The sequence below is a fragment of the Pseudomonas sp. H3_C08 genome, assembly GCF_054669455.1.
On sequence record NZ_CP162803.1, the window covers coordinates 399,529 to 418,978 of the forward strand.

Sequence of the window (19,450 nt, forward strand, 5' to 3'; positions counted from 1 at the left end):
GAACGCAGAATGAACCCGGCAGTTCAGCCGATCAATAGAACGCGCGCGCAGCCTTGAGGGTGACGAGGCCGTCGCACTCGCTGTTGTGCCCGGAGTAGGCCGAACAATCGCTGCCGCTCAGACTGGAGTCGCTGTAGATCAGATCGAGGTCGACGCCCATGAACGGTCGCGACAATTTCACCGACCAATCGGTAAAACTGCCGACATAACCACCGTCCACGGCCACTGGCGTGTTCAGTTGGTGGGTGGTGTATTTCATGCTGACGCCGATGCCGAATGGCTGGTTGCCGCCAAGATCGGCAAACAACGTGTTGTTCTGTTTATCCGGGTCATTGCTGAAGGCCACGCCGAAACGACTACCGAGCAAGGTCAGGCCACCGAACAGCTCCTGGCTGTCGAGAGTGTCTACCTTGGGATAGCTGTAGTGGATCATGCCGACTTCATAGCCGAGGGTCTGATCGAAAGGTTGTTTAAATCCGACGTAGGAGTCGATCTCGAGGTTCTTTCCCGGCGAGATGCCCATGCTCGGTGCGTACTGGCCGACATAGAGGCCGCTGTCGTGGCTCAGGTCGAGGCCGCCATGGAACGAACCGACGGCTGCCGGTTTGACCAGGCCTTGAGCCATGCTGCGCGTGGGCGTGGTACCGAGTTTGAGATCGAAGTCGCCGAGTTCACGCTGGAAAATCTGCGCGTGCGCGGTCGAGCCGACTATCAGGCTTACGAGCAATAAACAGGAAGATTTGCGCATGCGTCACTCCATGAACAGCGAGCGCAGGAATGCGGGCCTGCTGAAACGCTTGATCTAGACGCGTGCAAGGATACCGGCGAATGATCGGCATTGAAGGCCGTTCGTCGATTCACAAGGAATTTTGTTTAAAAAGGAGGGAGGTTACGCGGTGCCAGTCCAGGCGCTTCAAAGCTCAAAGCGCCTCTGGACGGGTGTAAAACCGGTGTTACTTCTTGCCCAGGCTGATCTGCTTGGACGGGCCGAATGTCTGGCCACTGACGCCTTTGGCAATTTGCTGGATCTCGCCACCAGACTTGAGAAACGCTGCAATCTGATCGTTGATCGATTCGCTGGTTTCAACGGCTGGAGCTGGCTTTGCTTTGCTGGAGGATGCTTTTACACGCATGGCGGCCATTAACCTGTAGAAAAGTAACTCGGCCAGGCATCGTACAGGAATAACTTGACAATTGCTTGGTAAATATCCCCCGGAATAACCAACCGCATTGCTGCATTATTCTCGATCCAATATTCGAAATATCCGGCTAACCTACTGTTTTAAATAACAACATTTATGTGCGCGTGCATTGAAATATTCAGTCATGAGCGTTCGTGCCTGTCTGACGAGCGGCACCTCGGCCCGGCTGCGCCCGAGGAAAATCAAGGTGTTGAACCGGTTTCACAAGCGTGCCGATCTGTCACCCGACGGCCACGATAAAAACGGGTAGAATGCCGCCCACGCAATGAGGGTTCTGGAAATGGCTTTAGTCGGGCGTTACAACAGTTTGCAAGTGGTTAAACACACTAACTTCGGTTTATATCTGGATGGCGGTGCCGATGGCGAGATTCTTTTGCCTAATCGTTATATCCCGAAAGATATTCCGACCGAAGATGAAGATTGGCTCAACGTTTTTGTTTATCTGGACAGCGAAGACAAACTTCTCGCCACCACGGAAAAACCGAAAGTGCAGGTCGGCGAATTTGCCAGTCTGAAAGTCGTTGAAGTCAACAGCATCGGTGTGTTCCTCGATTGGGGGCTGCCGAAGGATCTGTTGCTGCCGTATTCCGAAGAGAAGCGCCAGATGACCGCCGGCGAATACTGCGTGGTGCATGTCTACCTCGACAAGCACACCCGCCGTATCACCGCCACTGCGCGACTGGATCGCTACCTCGACAAGACTCCGGCCAATTACAGTCAGGGTCAGGAAGTTGATCTGCTGGTTGCCGAAGCCACCGACATGGGCTTCAAGGCGATCATCAACAACAAGCACTGGGGTCTGATTCACAAGAATGAGATCTTCAAGTTCATGCGCGCCGGCATGCTTGAGAAGGGCTACATCAAGGAAGTGCGTGCCGACGGCAAGATCGCCCTGAGCCTGCAACCGGTTGGCCAGGAAGCTGCCAGCAGCCTGAACTCGAAGATCCTCGCCAAGTTGCGTGACAACAGCGGCACGTTGCCGGTCAGCGACAAGAGCGATCCAGCGTTGATCAGCAGCCTGTTTGGCGTCAGCAAAGGCAACTTCAAGAAGGCGATCGGCTCGCTGTACAAGGAAGGCAAGATCGTTATTCATGCTGATCGCATTGAACTAACCTGAGCCTTGGGTGGCCCATCTTGCATGGGACACACACGAGATCGGGTCGATGAAAAAAACGCTGATTGCCTACGTCGCCACACTGGTGATGTTTTTATTGCTCGACGGTATCTGGCTCGGCCTGTTGATGGCGCCGACCTATCGCGAACTGCTCGGCCCGCTGATGCTCGAAAAACCGCTGCTGATTCCTGCAGCGGTTTTTTATTGCCTGTATGTTTTTGGCAGCGTGGTGTTTGTGGTGTTGCCGGCGGCGACCTGGCAGTGGGCGGCGAAGCGGGGCGCGTTGTTGGGACTGGTGGCTTATGGCACCTATGACCTGACCAATTGGGCGACGTTGCGCGGCTGGTCGGTGCAGGTGACGCTGATGGATTGGGCGTGGGGGACGTTTGCTACTGCTCTGGCTTGTAGCGTCGGGTTTTTGTTGGCTAAACGGTTTGGCATATCTGATCGGTAATCTGGGTTGGCAATGCCGGCCTCTTCGCGAGCAGGCTCGCTCCCACAGGCGAACGCATTCCAAAGTGGGAGCGAGCTCGTTCGCGAATGACGGCGTAGCCGACAGCCATTCACCACTGGCGCCAATGAAGCACAAAATGTCTTTTCCAGACGGCTTTTTGCGCTCGAGTCATTGATAATCCTCGACACTATTTTCTGACCATTGGATGGCCTGCCATGTTGTGTGTATTCGAGGTGTTGCGGTGAGTGTCGAGCGGCGCAATGCCGACAGTTTTGCCCTGCAAGTGATGATCGGCCTCTGCCTGATCTGGGGCGTGCAACAGGTGATGATCAAGTGGGCCGCAGCGGACATCGCACCGGTTATGCAAGCGGCGGGGCGCTCGGGAATTTCCGCGTTGCTGGTCGGTTTGCTGATCTGCTGGAAAGGCGGCTGGGATCAGGTCGGTACGACCTGGCGCGGTGGCTTACTGGCCGGTGCGCTGTTTGGTCTGGAGTTTTTTTTCATCGCCGAAGGCTTGCAACTGACCACTGCTGCGCACATGTCGGTGTTCCTCTACACCGCACCGATTTTCACCGCGTTGGGTGTGCACTTTCTGCTGGCCAGTGAGCGACTGCGGCCGCTGCAATGGCTTGGCATCCTGCTCGCCTTCATCGGCATCGCGATTGCCTTTGCCGGCGGTGTGTCGTGGGACAACCTCGACCGGCGCATGCTGCTCGGCGATGCCTTTGGCGTATTGGCTGGTGCCTGTTGGGGCGCGACCACGGTGGTAGTGCGCGCTTCGCGTCTGTCGGAAGCACCGGTGACGCTGACCCTGTTCTATCAATTGATCGTCGGCTTCATCGGGCTGCTCTTGATTGCGCTGTTCAGCGGCCAGATCACCCACGTCAGCCTGACCACCGTGGCGGTGGCCAGCGTGTTGTTCCAGGGCCTGGTGGTGTCGTTCTTCAGTTACCTGATCTGGTTCTGGTTGTTGCGCCGGTATCTGGCGGCCAATCTGGCGGTGTTCTCGTTCATGACACCGCTGTTTGGCGTTACCTTCGGGGTGATTTTGCTCGGCGAAGCGTTAAGCCTGAACTTCATCATCGGCGCGGTGCTGGTGCTGCTCGGCATCACTTTTGTCAGCGCCGAGCAGTGGCTGCGTCGGCGTTTGCGCAAAGCGCTGGGCCAGCGCTAGTCGATTGCATCGCCAGACCGCCGGCAATCAACAATCCGCTGCCGGCGGTGACCAGTGCTGGCTGCAAACCGCCGCTGAAATGGCTGCTCAACGCCGCCAGCAACGGGCCGCTGAGTTGGCCGACGGCGAAGCACGCGGTGAGCATGCCGGCATTGCGTTGGGTGGCATGCGGCGCCAGTTCCCGCGAGCGTTGCATGACCAGTTGCATGCAGGCGAGGAACGGTGTGCCACAGAGGATCACGCCCAGTGCGAGGCCCAGGCCACTGCCGAGCAGGCAGGCAAAGACACCGGCCGCTTGCAGCCACAACGTCGCCATCAACCAGTGGCGCGTCGTTTCGGGATCGTGACGCCGTAGACTCACCAGCAACACGCCAAGCGCCGCGGCCAGACCGAAGCACGGCCAGAACAAGTCCGCCTGCCATTGTCCGTGAAATTGCCCAGTGGCCATCTGCGACAGGAAGGTCGCGGGAATGATGTAGCCGACGCCGTACAGCGCATAAATCACGGCCAGCCGCCCGATGCCGCGATTCGATGGATTGCCTGCCGCCACTGCAACCGCAGCCGTTGCGACGGGCTTAGGCAGCAGTCGCCAGACCCCCAGCATCATCACCAACGCAGCCGCTGCGTAAATCAGCCACAACGTCGCGGAAGTCTGGTTGAGCAGATGTGAGACCAGTGCCAACAATCCTGTCAGAAAAATCCCTAAACCCGGTCCGGCGAATACCAGTGCGCCCAAACGTGGACGACCCGCTGCCGCAGCCAACGGTTGGCTTAAAGTCGTGATCATCACCAGCACCCAGGCACTCGCCACCCCGGTGCCGAAGCGCAGCACCAGGTGCGACCAAAAACCATCGGCCCAGAACGATGCCAGGGTCAGCAGCACACACAGCCACAAGCCACCGTGCAGGCGCCGCTGAACCTGTTGCGGGCGATGGGCGAACATCGCGTCCACCGCGCCGAGCAAGTAACCGAGGTAGTTGGCCGCTGCAATCAGACCAGCGGCTGTCAGGTCGATCTGACCTTCGCTGAGCAGGTGCGGCATTTGCGGGGTGAGAGCGAAACGTCCGATGCCCATGGCCATCATCAGGGCCACGAAGCAGGCAGATAAGCGAATAAGCGGCGACATGGTCGGGATTCCTTTGAAGGATCAATGACCGTCAGGCTAGGACTGATTGACTTTCTTTAAAATTGAATAATAGTGAGTAACTTGTTCTGTTCTGGAGAAAGGTTGTGGAATTCAGCCAACTACGGATCTTCCAGGCCGTGGCCGAGGAAGGTTCCATCACCCGCGCTGCGGAACGCCTGCACCGCGTGCCATCGAATCTATCGACCCGACTCAAGCAACTGGAGGAGCAGCTCGGTGTCGAGTTATTCGTCCGTGAGCGTCAGCGTTTGCAACTGTCGCCTGCAGGAAAAGTCCTGCTGGACTACACCGGTAAACTCTTCGCCCTGCGCGATCAGGCCAGTGCGGCGGTGATGGGCGGCAAACCCGCCGGTGACTTCGCTCTGGGCACCATGTACAGCACGGCGGCGATTCATCTGCCGGCGCTGCTGGCGCAGTATCACAAGCGCTATCCAGCGGTGAATCTGCAAGTGCAGTCAGCACCGAGTGGCGAGTTGCTGGAGGGGTTGCTCACCGGGCGCCTTGATGCCGCGTTGGTCGACGGCCCGCTGGAACTCGCCGGGCTCGACGGCGTGCCGTTGTGCGAGGAGCGGTTGGTGTTGATCACTGAAATCGATCATCCGCCGGTGCGCAGCGCGCGGGATGTTGAAGGGCGTTCGGTGTTCACCTTTCGTCGCGGCTGTTCCTACCGCATGCGCCTGGAGGCGTGGTTTTCGCACTATCACGCGACTATGGGCCGGGCGATGGAGATCGAGTCGTATCAAGGCATGCTCGCCTGTGTGATTGCCGGCAGTGGCGTGGCGCTGATGTCGGAGTCGATGCTGGCCAGTCTGCCGGGGCGTGACAGCGTCGCGGTGCATCCATTGGCCCAGCCATTTGTGGGTGCGACAACGTGGCTCATGTGGCGCAAGGGCATGGTCGGCGCCAACCTCAATGCCTGGATCGAGGTGCAGCAGGCTGTCTATCCTGCGGCTCAGATTGAAACCCGAGAAACAGCCTGAACCAATGGCGGCATATTCTGTTCAATTCAGTAACAGATCATTGCGGATTTGGCCGAGCATTACGTAGGACTTCGGACTATTATCAGTGCGAAGCGGCCTCAGAATTCCGGCCGCTCAGCACCACCCTGAAGGGGGCATGACGATGAAAGAGAAAATTCAAAACTGGCTGCACGACTTGGGTGTTGCCCTTGGCTTGATCGAACCGCCTCTGCAACCTGTCCCGATCCGCACCGATGACGAGCAGCGCCGCCGTCAACAACGGCGCCGGTAAGCCCCCGATCCGAGATCAAAGGATTCCGATCAAGAGATCGCAGCCTGCGGCAGCTCCTGCACGGATTAATGCAGGAGCTGCCGCAGGCTGCGATCTTTTGCTTTTAATGACGGCCGATCTCCAGTAAAAACCGGCTCAAGTCATTCGCGGTCTTCGCGGTCTTGAGCATGCGGTCTTCCTCGGCGGTAAACGCCGTCAGACCGAATTCATCTTCCAGATGAAAGATCAAATCTTCTATATCGGCTTTCTCCAGGCCCAGTTGCACAAGGCTGGTGTTGTCGTTGAATTCGCGGGTTTCCAACAGACGCCGGATATATCGGTGCACGGCGGCACGCACGGCAGCTCTTCTCATGGCAGATATTTCTGATTGTTGTTGTGCTTGAGTGAAGCAGGCCTCAGACGTGGCCGCGCAACCACTCGTCAATCATCGAACGCAAATGCTCCCCGGAAAAACTGCCGAAATGTCCGCCATGCACCGTGCGAATCGGCAACGCCTGCAAACGTCGCAGGCTGGCGGCGTAATCCTCAAGATTGGAGTGGTAGGCGTCTTCGATCAGCGGCCCATCGTAAATGATGTCGCCGCTGAACAGCGTTTCAGTCGCCGCCTCATACAGGCTGATGCCGCCCGGCGAATGCCCCGGTGTATGCAGCACCTGCAGCGTGCGATTACCCAGATCGAGCACATCACCGTCCTCGACAAACCCGGTCGCCGGCGCGGCTTTGACCCGGTATTCGGCGTAGCACAACGGGCAATCCGGATGCGCTTCGAACATGTCGTCGCCAACGAAAGCGCGGCTCAAGTCGTTTTCGCCATCCGGCGCGGCCAGAATGTCCGCTTCGGCCGGATGCACCAGCCGTTCAGCAAATTCGTGATGCCCGGCGATATGGTCGAAATGGCAATGACTGGCCACTGCCACCAGTGGCCGCTCGGTAATCCACGGCAACTGTTCGCGCAGGCTGACCAGTCCTGAGCCGCTGTCCAGCAGCAGGTCTTTGTCACGGCCCTGCACATGCCAGAGGTTGCAGCGGTAGAACGGGCGGATATACGGCTCGTGAATCAACCGAATGCCATCGCTCAGGTGCTGCACTTCAAACCACTGATCACGAGAAACGATCTTCATCGGTACTTTTCTCCAAGCGTAAAAAAACGAGTGTGGCAACCGACGCCACACTCGTCGAAGAAAGCATCAAGTCGTTATGTTTCAGCTTAGATCGCGCGGGCCACCGAGACAGGACGGCGCGAGGCGAGGCTGACCACGACAAAACTCACCAGACCCACCGCCAGGCTGTAGTAGATCGGCGTATTGGCATCCAGACCGTCCTTGAACATGAACAGCAGTGCGGTGGCGAAACCCAGGCCCATGCTGGCGATGGCGCCGGCGGTGGTTGCGCGTTTCCAGAATATCGCACCGATCAGCGGAACCAGCATGCCGCCGACCAACAGGTTGTAGGCGAGGGTGAGGGCGCTGATCACGTCATTTACCACCAGCGCAATACCCAGCACCACGACACCGGTCAGCAGGGTGAACAGACGGTTGATGCCAAGGCTCGACTGTTTGCCGCCACGCAGTTTTGGCAGCAGGTCTTCTGTCAGCGTGGTGGCGGCGGCGAGCAGGCCAGCGCTGGCGGTGGACATCATTGCCGCCAGTGCTGCAGCGATCACCAGGCCACGGATGCCGTCCGGCAGCGACAGTTTGACGATGGCGGCAAAGGCGTTGTTGACGTTGTCCAGATCCGGGATCAGCACGTGTGCAGCCATGCCGATCAGCGCGCAGGCCAGGCCGTAGATGATGCAGTAGATACCGGCGATGCTGCCGGCGTATTGCGCGACTTTGGCGGTCTTGACGGTGAACACCCGTTGCCAGATGTCCTGACCGATCAGGATGCCGAAGAAATAGATCATGAAGTAGGTGATGATCGTGTCCCAGCCGATGGTGGTGAAGCTGAAGGCAGTCGCCGGCAGTTTCAGCACCAGTTCGTCCCAACCGCCGACGCGGTACAGGCAGATCGGCAACAGGATGAACATCAGGCCCACGGTCTTGATGATGAACTGGACGATGTCGGTCAGGGTCAGCGACCACATACCGCCGATCGCCGAGTAGATCACCACCACGCCACCGCCGAGCAATACCGACACCCAGAATGGCAGGCCGAACAGCACTTGCAGGACGGTGCCGATCGCCAGGATCGAGGTCACGCCGATCATCAGTGCGTAGGCCAGCATGATCGCCGCGCTCGCCGAGCGGGCCATCGGGTTGTAGCGTTTTTCCAGGACCTGGGTAACGGTGTAGATCTTCAGTTTCAGCAGCGGTTTGGCGAGGAACAGGTTCAGCGCAACGATGCCGCAACCCAGTGCCGCACACAGCCAGAAACCGGAGATGCCGTGCACGTAGCCCAGGCGCACGGTGCCGACGGTCGACGCGCCACCCAGAACAGTCGCGGCCATGGTGCCCATGTACAAGCTTGGGCCGAGGTTACGACCGGCGACGAGAAAGTCCTCGTTGGTCTTGGCCTTGCGCATGCCGAAGTAGCCAAGCAAGAGCATGCCGGCGGCGTAGATGAGGACGACGAATAAATCCAAAGCCATGATGGCGTGTCTCCGATTGTCTTTTTTATGTTGAAACAAATTTGGTTCAGCAAGGCTGCCCACTGTGGGAGCGAGCCTGCTCCGGGCGGCGATCCGACGAAGGCGTCAGCACATTCAACAAAGAAGTGACTGAAAGATTGCTTTCGCGAGCAGGCTCGCTCCCACAGGGGATCTGCGTCAGGCGGCCTGACGCAGTTGAGGTTTTACTGCGGCTTCACGCCGGGCATCCTTCGGGCCGAACACTTCGCGCGGTTCCGGGAACAGGCTCAGCAGCGTCAGGTACACCACCGAAGCCAGGCCCAGGGTCACCGGCAAACTGATGTCGATGCCGCCGGCCATTTCACCCAGCGGACCGACGAACTGCCCCGGCAAATTGACGAAGCACAAACCGACCGCCGCGCTCGGGATCCATGCGCCCAGACCGCGCCAGTTCCAGCCGTGGCTGAACCAGTAGCGTCCGCCCTGTTCGCCACGGGTGAACACTTGCAGGTCATCCGGGCAGTAGAAGCCGCGACGCACCAAGAGGCCGATGATCATGATCACCATCCATGGCGTGGTGCAGGTAATGATCAGCACGGCGAAGGTCGACACGCTCTGCACCAGGTTCGCCGCAAAACGGCCGATGAAGATGAAGGCAATCGACAGCACGCCGATCAGCAGCGTCGCTTTCACTCGCGAGAGCACGCGGGGGAATACGCTGGACATGTCCAGCCCGGTGCCATACAGCGAAGTGGTGCCGGTGGACATGCCGCCGATCACCGCAATCAGGCACACCGGCAGGAAGAACCAGCTCGGCGACACCGCCAGCAAACCACCGACATAGTTGTTCGCCGCGATGTAGTCCGGCGCCTTGATCGCGACGATGGTCGCGGTGGCCAGGCCGAACAGGAACGGGATGAACGTGGCGATCTGCGACAGCACGACCGCTGCCATGATCCGTTGTTTGGAGGTGTCACGCGGGATGTAGCGCGACCAGTCGCCGAGGAACGCGCCGAAGGAAATCGGGTTGCTCATGGCTACCAGCGCGGCGCCGATGAACGCGGCCCAGAAGCCTGGCTGACCGAGGCTCACCGTACCGGCGTAGTTCACATCGAAAGGACCGGCGAAGGCGAAGATGCCCAGCAGGAACAACAGGCTGGCGCTCCACACTGCGATCTTGTTCACCCACAGCAAAAAGCGGAAGCCGTAGATGCACACGGTCAGCACCAGAATCGCGAACAGACCGTAGGCCAGGCCCAGAGTCAGGTCGGTTTCCGGCAGACCGATCAAGCGTTTCGCACCACCGATCAGCGCATCCCCCGAACTCCACACCGAGAGCGAGAAAAACGCGATAGCGGTCAACAGCGACAGGAACGAACCGACGATGCGCCCATGCACGCCGAAATGCGCACCCGACGACACGGCATTGTTGGTGCCGTTGATCGGGCCGAACAGGCCCATCGGTGCGAGGATCAGCGAGCCAAGCAGCACGCCCGACACAATCGCCCAGACGCCGGCCTGAAAAGACAGACCGAACAGCACCGGGAAACTGCCGAGCACGGCGGTGGCAAAGGTATTCGAACCACCGAAGATCATCCGGAACAAGTCCGTCGGGCCTGCGCTGCGTTCGTGGTCCGGGATCTGTTCGACCCCGTGGGTTTCAATTTGCGTAAGGCTTTGGTCGTTGTTGTTGTTATTCATGATCTGCTCCGATCATAAAGGCGCGCTCATCGTGCGTGAGCGTCACCTGTCTTGGCTAAGGGGATGGCAGCCCTTCCGGCATTGCGGACAAATGTTCGTGGCAGGCCAGCCAATGGCCTTGTTGTTCTAGGCTCGACGCTTGTTTCTTGAAAACAATCGTCTCGCGCTCCTGGCTGAAGTGTTGCTCCCCTTGCATGCGCAGCTCGGTGGCCACGTCATGGATGAAAATCGCCACATCACCTTGCAGGCTGACGAAGGCGTTGCTCGACGTGCACGCAAGCACCTCGAAGCCATCCTCGGCGCGCCAGCTGTCCCACAAGGCCTGATAGGCATCGCGCGACAGCAGCGGCTGTTCGAGGGTGTAGAAAACGAAACTCGCATCGGCGCTGAAGGCGCCGAAGTAAGCTTCGCGATCGTTACGGGCAAAGGCGGACACCAGATCGGCGGCCGCTTGCAGAACCTGATCACGTTCGTTCATGACCCGACCCTCAGCGATGGACCACGCCAGGCAGTACGCAGAGCATTTCGTACAGCAGGTTGGCGGCCAGCAGCGAGGTGTTGCCGGTGGTGTCATAAGCGGGCGAGACTTCTACCAGATCGCAACCGATCAGGTCGAGGCCTTGGCAGCCGCGAACGATTTCAATCGCCTGAATGGTCGTCAGACCACCGATTTCCGGGGTGCCGGTGCCCGGTGCCCAGGCCGGATCGATGCCGTCGATGTCGAAGCTCAGATACACCGGACCGCCGCCGACTTTCTCGCGCACCTCGGCCATCAGTGGCGCCAGCGACTTGTGCCAGCACTCTTCGGCTTGAACAACGCGGAAGCCCTGATCGCGGCTCCAGTTGAAGTCATCAGCGGTGTAACCCTGCGCACGCAAACCAATTTGCACCACGCGGTCGCAGTCCAGAAGACCTTCTTCGACAGCGCGACGGAAGGTCGTACCGTGGGCGATTTTCTCGCCGAACATGTGATCGTTGACGTCAGCGTGGGCATCGATGTGCACCAGACCGACCTTGCCGTGCTTCTTATGAATCGCACGCAGGATCGGCAGGGTGATGGTGTGGTCGCCACCCAGGGTCATCGGGATCACGTTGTGCTCGAGGATGTTGTCGTAGGCTTCTTCGATGATGCGCACGGCGTCGAGCAGGTTGAAGGTGTTGATCGCCACGTCACCGATGTCGGCGACCGACAGCGAGTCGAACGGCGCTGCGCCAGTGGCCATGTTGTACGGGCGGATCATCACCGATTCGGTGCGGATGTCGCGTGGCCCGAAGCGGGTGCCGGGGCGCAGCGAAGTACCGATGTCCAGTGGCACGCCAACGAAGGCAGCGTCCAGGCCGGCAGCGGTCGGTACATGGGGGAGTCGGAGCATGGTGGCGATGCCGCCGAAGCGCGGCATTTCGTTGCCGCCCAGTGGTTGGTGAAGAATCTTGTCCACGGGTAAGGCCTCATCGTCTTTGTTTTATTTATGTCGGCGCGCCGTGGAGCAGGGGAGCGGGCGCCGCTGTGGGGCCGATGATGCGAAATGTAGTGAGGGGAAAGAATCGCTACGGGCAAAAACTTAGTTCAGATTTTTCTAAACTAATGGCGGGGCTGGGATTAGACTTTGGCGGGTTCAAGATTGTGATCGGCTGGGGATTGCTGCCCTCACCCCAGCCCTCTCCCAGAGGTAGAGGGGGCCGACCGAGTTGTTGGCGGAATCTGCATCGACCTGAAAAATCGAGTCGAACTCAGGATTTGAAAGCCATGGAGATCAGCTCCCTCTCCCTCGGGGAGAGGGCTGGGGTGAGGGGCTTTTCCCACAGACACGCAGTTGCAAACCCCGGAGTAGACATGGCCAACGCTTTACCCGACCTGAAACTGTTGCGCATCTTCGTCAGCGTCGTCCGTCATCAGGGTTTCGCCAACGCACAACAGGAACTCAACCTGTCGACCTCGGCGATCAGCACCTACATGAGCCAGCTCGAAGCCGCGCTCGGTCTGGTGCTGTGCCATCGCGGCCGCGGTGGGTTCAGTCTGACCAGCAAGGGTGAGCTGTTCCATCAGGAAACCTTGCGCCTGCTCGCCGAGCTCGAAGGTTTCGAGCAATACGCCGCTGCGCTCAAGGGCGAATTGCGTGGCACGCTCAACCTTGGCGTCATCGACTCTACCGTCAGCGACAAGGCCCTGCCGTTCGCCGAAGCCATCGGCGCTTACAGTCAGGAACACCCGGCGGTGCATTTGCATTTGTCGGTGATGAGCCCGTACGAACTGCAACTCGGTGTGCAGGACAACCGTCTCGATCTGGCCATCGGTGCGTTTTCCACGCGCATGAGCGGTCTGGTCTACATGCCGCTGTACCGCGAGCAGCACTGGTTGTATTGCAGTAGCCGCCATCCGTTATTCAACGAGCGGCGGATTCCTGAGCAGGTCATCACCCAGCAACGCATGGTCGGGCGCGGTTACTGGAGCCAGGCCGAGCTGGCCCGGCACGGCTTCAAACACAGCGCCGCCACCGTGGAAAGTATGGAAGCGCAGCTGATTCTGGTGCTGTCCGGCGCCTACATCGGTTATTTGCCGGAGCACTACGCTCAGGCCTGGGCCGACAAGGGTGACCTGCGCGTGTTGCTGCCGGCGACCTTCGGTTATCAGGCACCGTTTTCGATGATCATGCGCCGCGGTCGTAGTCGCGAGCCGCTGATCCAGACCTTCCGTGATTTGCTTAAAGCACAGCTCAATCAGGCTTAAGAACGATGTCCAGACCTCAATGCCCGCGCTGCCTGCGCCCACAAACCCATTGCCTGTGCCCGCTGATCCCGAGCCTCGACAGTCGCACGCGGGTGTTGCTGTTACAGCATCCGAGCGAGGTTAATCACGCGTTGAATACCGCGCGTCTGGCAGCGCTGGGGTTGAGCAATGCCGAGCTGATCGTCGGTGAGGTGTTCGAGGATTTGCCGGCGCTGTTGAACCGCCCGGGGTATCGGGCGCGGTTGTTGTTTCCGGCCGATGACGCGCAGCCGATGCAGGCTTACGGTGAGTCCGAGGAACCGTTGTTGCTGGTGGTGCCGGATGGCACCTGGCGCAAGGCGCGCAAGATGTTGCACCTCAATCCGTTGCTGGCGGCGCTGCCCCGGGTGACGCTGGCCGAGGGCGGGGTGTCGCGGTATCGCTTGCGCAAGGCACCGGGACCGGGAGCGTTGTCGACGATTGAGGCGATTGTGCAGGCGTTGCAAACGCTGGAGGCGCCGGCTTCATTCGAGCCTTTGCTCAAGCCGTTCGAGGCGTTGATCGAGGGGCAGATTGCGGCGATGGGGGAGGAGACCTTCCAGCGTAATCATGGTGATAGATAGGCGTTGATTGTGCCGGCCTCTTCGCGAGCAAGCTCGCTCCCACAGGGGAACGCATTCCAAAATGTGGGAGCGAGCTTGCTCACGAAGGCGCCAGATCAATCACCGCAAATCTCAACAATGACTAGCGCTCACGCATCGCCTCGGTCCGCGCTTTCAACACTGGCTTGAGCAGGTAATCCAGGACACTCTTTTCTCCGGTAATAATGTCCACCGTCGCCACCATCCCCGGAATAATCAGCAACGGTTTCACATCCCCGCCCAAATGGTTTTTATCGGTACGCACCTGAATCAGATAAAAGCTGTTGCCCTTGTCATCGGTAATCGTGTCCGCACCGATCAACTCCAGCTTGGCACTCAGCCCACCGTAAATCGTGTAGTCGTAAGCACTGAACTTGACCATGGCCTTCTGGCCCGGATGCAGGAACGCGACGTCCTGCGGCCGCACTTTGGCCTCGATCAACAGGTTGTCTTCCAACGGTACGATTTCAACCATGTCGCTGCCCGGTTGAACCACGCCGCCGATGGTGTTGACCTTCAATTGTTTGATCACCCCGTGCACCGGTGAAGTCACGGTGGTGCGGCTGACACGGTCGTCGATGGCGATGCTGGTGGCAGTGATTTTCGACAGGTCCGTACGTTTCTCGTTCAGCTCCTTGGCCGCCTCGGAGCGGAAGGTCTGCTCGGATTCGTCGATCTTGCTGCGGATCTCGGCAATCGCCGATTCGGCGCGGGGAATCGCCAGCGTGGTGGCGTTCAGCGAGCCACGGATTTCCACGGCGCTGCGTTTCAAACGCAGGATTTCCACGGGTGACACCGCACCGGTTTTCACCAGCGGTTCAGACATGTTCATCTCTTGCTGCAACAGCGCCAGGCTGGAACTGAACTGGCCCTGTTTGGAACGAAACTCCGCCAGCTCCTGAGTCTTCTGCCGCAGCTGTTCGCTAAGCGTACGCTGTTCGCTGGCCAGTCGGCGCTGGCGCTGGTCGTACAGCGAGCGTTCGTCTTCGGCGACTTGCGGGGCTTTGGCGATCACTTCATCGGAGAGCTTGAACGGCCGGCCCTCGGCCTCCGCCGACAGTCGCTCGACCTGCGCGGTCAACGCATAACGATCGGCCTCGCTCTCACCCTTGTTCGAGCGAAAGCGTGTGTCATCCAGGCGCAGCAACGTGTCGCCCTTGTTCACCATTTGTCCTTCGCGGACGAAAATCTCGGTGACGATCCCGCCTTCAAGGTTCTGGATCACCTGAACCTTGCTCGATGGAATCGCCTTGCCTTCGCCCATGGTCACTTCTTCGAGCACGGCGAATTTGGCCCAGACCACTGCGCTGATCAGCAGCGCTGCCGCCAGCCACACGGTGATTCGCGACCAGCGCGGCGAATCCTGTAACGAGGCACCGGCGGTTTCCGGCATGAATTCGGCTTCGGCGCTTTTGCCGAAACTGTCGAAGTAGCCGCGATCTTTGCTATCTGAGGAAGCAGACATGGGGCAACTCCTAGACCGCCGCCGAGCCGACACGGCCCTTGCGCAGTGCATCGATGACCGCTTCCTTCGGACCGTCGGCGACGACCCGGCCGTTGTCCAGCACCAGCAAGCGGTCCACCAGACTCAGCATTGAAGTGCGGTGGGTGACCAGCAGCAGTGTCTTGCCTTGCACCCAGCCGTGCAGCTTCTGCCGCAGTTGGTCTTCGCTGCTGTTGTCCATGGCACTGGTGGGTTCGTCGAGCAGCATGATCGGCGGGTCGAGCAGCAGCGATCGCGCCAGCAAAACGGCCTGACGTTGACCGCCGGAGAGCAATTGCCCGCGCTCGCCCACCGGCCGGTCGAAACCTTGCGGATGCTGGCGGGCAAGTTCGGTAACGCCGGTCAGTTCGGCGACTTCGAGCATCCGCGCATCGCTGATGTAACGTGCGCCGAGGGTCAGGTTGTCACGCAGGCTGCCGGCCAGCAGCGGCAGATCGTGAGCGACGTAGCCGATCTGCTGACGCAGGTCAGCAACATCGAGTTGGCGCAGGTCGAGGCCGTCGAGCAGCAGTTGGCCTTCCTCGGGTTCATAGAAACCCATGACCAAACGCGCCAAGGTACTTTTGCCCGAGCCGCTGCGGCCGATGATGCCGACCCGTTCACCGGGTTTCAGGCTGAAGCTGACATTGCTCAGTGCCGGCGCATTCTGGCCGTTGTAATGAAAGGTCACGCCGCTGACGTCGAGTGCGCCTTGCAGTTGCGTGCGCTCCAGCGGCCGCTGCTTGCCGTCGCGTTCCTGCGGCAGGGCCATCAGCGCATCGGTGCTTTTCATGGTCAGTTGCGCTTGCTGATAGCGGGTGATCAGCCCGGCAATCTGCCCCAGCGGCGCAAGTACACGGCTGCCGAGCATGTAACTGGCGACCAGCGCACCGACGCTGAGGTTACCGGCGATGATGCTGTAGACCCCGGCGACAATCGTCGCCATCCCCGAGAATTGTTGAATGAACAATGTGCCGTTAGTGGCCAGCGCCGACAGATTGCGCGCGTGGCTGTCGAGGCGGGTGAGGGCGCCGTGGGTGCTCTCCCATTTGTGCTGGCGCTCGCTTTCGGCGCTGCAAGCCTTGAGGGTTTCCAGGCCACCGAGGGTTTCGATCAGCACCGCTTGGCGTTCAGCGCCGAGGCTCAGGCTCTTTTGCACGGTGTCGCGAAGGCGCACCTGAATGATCATCGCGAAGATGATGGTGATCGGAAACGCCAGCAGCGGAATCACCACCAGCCAGCCGCCGAGCAGGCCGATCACCACCAGCATCAGCACGACGAAGGGCAGGTCGATCAGGCTGGTCAGGGTCACCGCTGTGAGGAATTCGCGCAGGCCCTGGAAGTCATGAATGCTCTGGGCGAAACCACCGATGGTCGCCGGCCGGGCCTTCATCGACATGCCGGTGATGCGTTCAAATAAAGTCGCGGAAAGGATCACATCGGTTTTCTTGCCGGCGGTGTCGAGCAGGTGTGCGCGAACTACCCGCAGGACCAGTTCGAACCCGGTGCCGATCAGCAAACCGATCGACAGCACCCACAAGGTCGAGGTGGCCTGATTCGGCACCACGCGGTCGTAGGTCTGCATGACGAACAGCGGCACCATCAGGCCTAAAAGGTTGATCAGGAAACTGGCGAGAATCGCATCGCTGTAGAGCCATTTCGACAGCTTCAGGGTGTCGCGAAACCATGCATGTACCCTTGGCACCAGCGGCGAGCGCAGGTCTTCGAGTTCGTGGCGCGGACGGGCGAACAAGGCCTGGCCGCTGTAGTGCTCGCTGAGCTCTTCGCGGCTGATCCATTGCTCGCCGCCATCGGCTTCGCTGGGCAGGATCAGCGCTTTGCCGTCGTCGCTGAAGCGCCGCAGAACAGCGGTGCGACCGTCGTTGAGCAGCAGCAGAATCGGCAGATTCAGTGGTGAGATGTCTTTCAGTTCACGGCGCAGAATCCGCGCCTGCAACCCGGCACGGGCGGCTGCGCGGGGCAGCAGGTCCAGACTCAGGCGTTGCTTGTTCAGGGGCAACCCGGCACTCAGGCTGGCGCGACTGACCGTCGCGCCATGCAGTTTGCAGAGGATCAACAGACCGTCGAGTAACGGATCATCGAAGCTCAGCCGCGGATCGATCCCGGTGTGGCCGGGTTCCATGCTGGTCATATTGATCGCCTCTGTTGAACGGGCACGGGAATTGATCGTTCCCACGCTCTGCGTGGGAATGCCTCTAGGGACGCTCTGCGTCCAGTGACGCGGAGCGTCACGGGCTGCATTCCCACGCGGAGCGTGGGAACGATCAAAAGATCGCAGCCTTCGGCAGCTCCTACATGGGACTTACTTCAGTTCCGGCAGGCGCGCTTCGTTTTTCACTTCGGTCGCGGCGATCGCATCGGCCGGCAGCACCACCCGTTGTTTGCTCAGCAACTGGCCCATGTTCGCCAGCACGCGGTACATCGAATACTCCTCGGTGTAGCGGATTTCGGTGTAGCGACGGTTGGCGTTGTAAAGCTCGTTCTCACTGTCGAGCAAGTCGAGCAGGGTGCGTTGGCCGAGGCCGAACTGATCCTGATACGCGGCGCGTACGCGTTTGGTGGTTTCCGCGTATTCGCGGGCGGTCGGGGTCTGTTTCTTCGCGTTCTGCATGGCGTTCCAGGCCAGGCGAATGTTCTCGTTGAGTTGACGCAGGGCGTTGTTGCGGATGTCCATCGCCTGGTTGATCTGGTGCGCATCGGAGGCCAGGCGCGCCTTGTCGCTGCCGCCTCGGAACAGGTTGTAGTTCATCACCACACCGACGCGCCATTCGTTGTCGTGGCCTTCATCGCCTTGCACGTTGTTGTTCGCGCCGACGGCCGCTTCCGCGTCGAAGCGTGGATAGAACGGCGACTTGGCGACTTCGTACTGGCTCTCGGCCGATTGCACGTCAGCCTGGGCGGACTTCAGATACGGGTTGTTGTCGACCATGCTCTGCTGGGCTTCACGCAATTCGGTCGGCAGTTCGCCACGGGTTGAGGCCGGGGTTTCCAGCTCATCGGGCATGCGCCCGACGACGCTGTAGAAGTTGGCTTCGGCGTCAGACAGATCGACTTCGGCGGTGTCGAGGTTGTTCTGCGCCAGCGCTTTACGCGCAACCGATTGATCGGAGTCGGCGGTGCTGCCGACACCCCGCTCGGTGCGCAGGCCAATCTGATCGTTGACCCGCAAGTGTGCCTGCAGGTTGTTGCGAGCCAGGGTCACCAGTTCACGACGCTTGAGCACTTCGAGGTAGACCTCGATGGTGCGCAGAGCCAGATCCTGGGCAGTGCCTTGCGCGTAGTACGCGCGCGAATTGGAGACGCCTTTGGTGCGTTCGACTTCGTTGGCGGTGTTGAAACCGTCGAACAGCATCTGCCGCAGGCGCAGCTCGGACTGGGTGTAATTGAGGATTTCGGTGTGGTGATTACCGAAGGCCCGGGTGTTGGTGTTGTCGCTGTAGCCACGGCCATAGGCGGCGTTCAAATCGACGGACGGATAGAAACCGCCCTTGGCGACTTTGACTTGTTCATCAGCCGACAGGCGGGCGTCCACGCGCGAGGCCAGTTCCGGGTGAGTGGCGATGGTGCTTTGAATCGCCTCGGTGAGGTTCATGGCCTGAGCTTGAGAAGTGCAAGCCATGGCCAGCAAAACCGCGCTGCAGAGGGGGGTTAGAACGCGCATGGGTGCATCTCCCTGAGTCCTGATGGTGTGTTACTGTCGCCAAATATTTGACGATATTTTTAGGTGTAGGCGTTTCACTCTTGTAACAACAGAGCTAAGAACATCCTGAAGCGTAGCTAAGAAAAAATTTTCATAAGGCTTATGCCGAAAAAAACTTATGCGCTTTGTAAAAACCGGCACATTGTTCAGCATGAAAGCCTTTGTTTTATGCGCTTTAGGGAGTGCAAAAAGGCTTGAGGAAAGTTCCATTCACTTTGCGACATACGGCGAAGTACTGCTGAAGGGGAGGGACGCGTAGCGGCTGATGGGCGACAGATTTTTGTCACTCGAG

19 protein-coding genes are annotated in these 19,450 nt (G+C 59.6%); 7 read left to right on the forward strand and 12 right to left on the reverse strand.

Going from position 1 to position 19,450, the window contains the following annotated elements; all coding sequences use genetic code 11:
• Nucleotides 1-31: 31 nt before the first annotated feature.
• Entirely contained in the window at nucleotides 32-748 is a 717-nt protein-coding gene (locus tag AB4N74_RS01945; protein WP_093438058.1) for a TorF family putative porin, read from the reverse strand.
• Nucleotides 749-953: 205 nt separating this feature from the next.
• Nucleotides 954-1,142, reverse strand: a complete 189-nt coding sequence (locus tag AB4N74_RS01950; RefSeq protein WP_170844885.1) for a hypothetical protein — start codon at nucleotides 1,140-1,142, stop codon at nucleotides 954-956.
• A 340-nt stretch (nucleotides 1,143-1,482) separates the two neighbouring features.
• Here AB4N74_RS01950 and AB4N74_RS01955 point away from each other — a divergent pair, with 340 nt between their 5' ends.
• The 3 genes from AB4N74_RS01955 (at nucleotide 1,483) to AB4N74_RS01965 (ending at nucleotide 3,944) form a co-directional block, all read left to right on the forward strand.
• Nucleotides 1,483-2,319: a CvfB family protein gene (locus AB4N74_RS01955; protein WP_093438054.1), complete on the forward strand. Its 837-nt coding sequence runs from the start codon at nucleotides 1,483-1,485 to the stop codon at nucleotides 2,317-2,319.
• A 46-nt stretch (nucleotides 2,320-2,365) separates the two neighbouring features.
• On the forward strand, nucleotides 2,366-2,770 hold the full coding sequence (locus AB4N74_RS01960) for a DUF2177 family protein (RefSeq protein WP_460098054.1): 405 nt from the start codon (nucleotides 2,366-2,368) through the stop codon (nucleotides 2,768-2,770).
• A gap of 241 nt (nucleotides 2,771-3,011) precedes the next feature.
• A complete protein-coding gene (locus AB4N74_RS01965; protein ID WP_460098055.1) occupies nucleotides 3,012-3,944 on the forward strand; it encodes a DMT family transporter in 933 nt (310 codons plus the stop codon).
• Here the strand turns inward: AB4N74_RS01965 and AB4N74_RS01970 are convergent.
• Nucleotides 3,889-5,070 (reverse strand): MFS transporter, encoded by a 1,182-nt coding sequence (locus tag AB4N74_RS01970; protein ID WP_460098056.1) that lies wholly within the window; start codon nucleotides 5,068-5,070, stop codon nucleotides 3,889-3,891. The genes AB4N74_RS01965 and AB4N74_RS01970 overlap by 56 nt on opposite strands.
• Nucleotides 5,071-5,174: 104 nt before the next feature.
• Here AB4N74_RS01970 and ptrR point away from each other — a divergent pair, with 104 nt between their 5' ends.
• Nucleotides 5,175-6,068 (forward strand): putrescine utilization regulator PtrR, encoded by an 894-nt coding sequence (gene ptrR / locus AB4N74_RS01975; protein WP_460098057.1) that lies wholly within the window; start codon nucleotides 5,175-5,177, stop codon nucleotides 6,066-6,068.
• A gap of 142 nt (nucleotides 6,069-6,210) precedes the next feature.
• Nucleotides 6,211-6,339: a PA1414 family protein gene (locus AB4N74_RS01980; RefSeq protein ID WP_007914492.1), complete on the forward strand. Its 129-nt coding sequence runs from the start codon at nucleotides 6,211-6,213 to the stop codon at nucleotides 6,337-6,339.
• Nucleotides 6,340-6,442: 103 nt separating this feature from the next.
• Here AB4N74_RS01980 and AB4N74_RS01985 read toward each other — a convergent pair whose 3' ends face one another.
• The 6 genes from AB4N74_RS01985 to speB all read right to left on the reverse strand — a co-directional run bounded on the left by AB4N74_RS01985 (nucleotide 6,443) and on the right by speB (nucleotide 12,045).
• Nucleotides 6,443-6,691, reverse strand: a complete 249-nt coding sequence (locus AB4N74_RS01985; protein ID WP_034153223.1) for a phosphopantetheine-containing protein — start codon at nucleotides 6,689-6,691, stop codon at nucleotides 6,443-6,445.
• Between the two features lie 43 nt (nucleotides 6,692-6,734).
• Nucleotides 6,735-7,460 carry an MBL fold metallo-hydrolase gene (locus tag AB4N74_RS01990; RefSeq protein ID WP_093438035.1) on the reverse strand — a complete coding sequence of 242 codons (726 nt, stop codon included), beginning with the start codon at nucleotides 7,458-7,460 and terminating at the stop codon, nucleotides 6,735-6,737.
• 86 nt (nucleotides 7,461-7,546) lie between these two features.
• The gene (locus tag AB4N74_RS01995) at nucleotides 7,547-8,926 is read right to left on the reverse strand and encodes a sodium:solute symporter family protein (RefSeq protein WP_093438031.1); all 1,380 of its coding nucleotides are present in this window, start codon (nucleotides 8,924-8,926) and stop codon (nucleotides 7,547-7,549) included.
• A 177-nt stretch (nucleotides 8,927-9,103) separates the two neighbouring features.
• Nucleotides 9,104-10,606 carry a purine-cytosine permease family protein gene (locus AB4N74_RS02000; RefSeq protein ID WP_460098058.1) on the reverse strand — a complete coding sequence of 501 codons (1,503 nt, stop codon included), beginning with the start codon at nucleotides 10,604-10,606 and terminating at the stop codon, nucleotides 9,104-9,106.
• 55 nt (nucleotides 10,607-10,661) lie between these two features.
• Nucleotides 10,662-11,084: a YybH family protein gene (locus AB4N74_RS02005; RefSeq protein ID WP_099758303.1), complete on the reverse strand. Its 423-nt coding sequence runs from the start codon at nucleotides 11,082-11,084 to the stop codon at nucleotides 10,662-10,664.
• Between the two features lie 10 nt (nucleotides 11,085-11,094).
• Nucleotides 11,095-12,045 carry an agmatinase gene (gene speB / locus AB4N74_RS02010; RefSeq protein WP_003222717.1) on the reverse strand — a complete coding sequence of 317 codons (951 nt, stop codon included), beginning with the start codon at nucleotides 12,043-12,045 and terminating at the stop codon, nucleotides 11,095-11,097.
• A 395-nt stretch (nucleotides 12,046-12,440) separates the two neighbouring features.
• Between speB and AB4N74_RS02015 the strand changes: the two genes are divergently transcribed.
• Together AB4N74_RS02015 and AB4N74_RS02020 are read left to right on the forward strand one after the other, a co-directional pair.
• Nucleotides 12,441-13,334 (forward strand): LysR family transcriptional regulator, encoded by an 894-nt coding sequence (locus AB4N74_RS02015; protein ID WP_007956593.1) that lies wholly within the window; start codon nucleotides 12,441-12,443, stop codon nucleotides 13,332-13,334.
• Nucleotides 13,335-13,339: 5 nt separating this feature from the next.
• Nucleotides 13,340-13,936: a tRNA-uridine aminocarboxypropyltransferase gene (locus AB4N74_RS02020; RefSeq protein ID WP_257357531.1), complete on the forward strand. Its 597-nt coding sequence runs from the start codon at nucleotides 13,340-13,342 to the stop codon at nucleotides 13,934-13,936.
• A 121-nt stretch (nucleotides 13,937-14,057) separates the two neighbouring features.
• On the opposite strand, the gene AB4N74_RS02025 is transcribed toward AB4N74_RS02020, so the two are convergent.
• From AB4N74_RS02025 to AB4N74_RS02035, 3 genes are all read right to left on the reverse strand, one after another.
• On the reverse strand, nucleotides 14,058-15,419 hold the full coding sequence (locus AB4N74_RS02025) for an HlyD family type I secretion periplasmic adaptor subunit (RefSeq protein WP_093438017.1): 1,362 nt from the start codon (nucleotides 15,417-15,419) through the stop codon (nucleotides 14,058-14,060).
• A gap of 10 nt (nucleotides 15,420-15,429) precedes the next feature.
• Nucleotides 15,430-17,589: a type I secretion system permease/ATPase gene (locus AB4N74_RS02030; RefSeq protein WP_093438012.1), complete on the reverse strand. Its 2,160-nt coding sequence runs from the start codon at nucleotides 17,587-17,589 to the stop codon at nucleotides 15,430-15,432.
• Nucleotides 17,590-17,760: 171 nt separating this feature from the next.
• The gene (locus AB4N74_RS02035; RefSeq protein WP_093438007.1) at nucleotides 17,761-19,119 is read right to left on the reverse strand and encodes a TolC family outer membrane protein; all 1,359 of its coding nucleotides are present in this window, start codon (nucleotides 19,117-19,119) and stop codon (nucleotides 17,761-17,763) included.
• Nucleotides 19,120-19,450 lie beyond the last annotated feature (331 nt).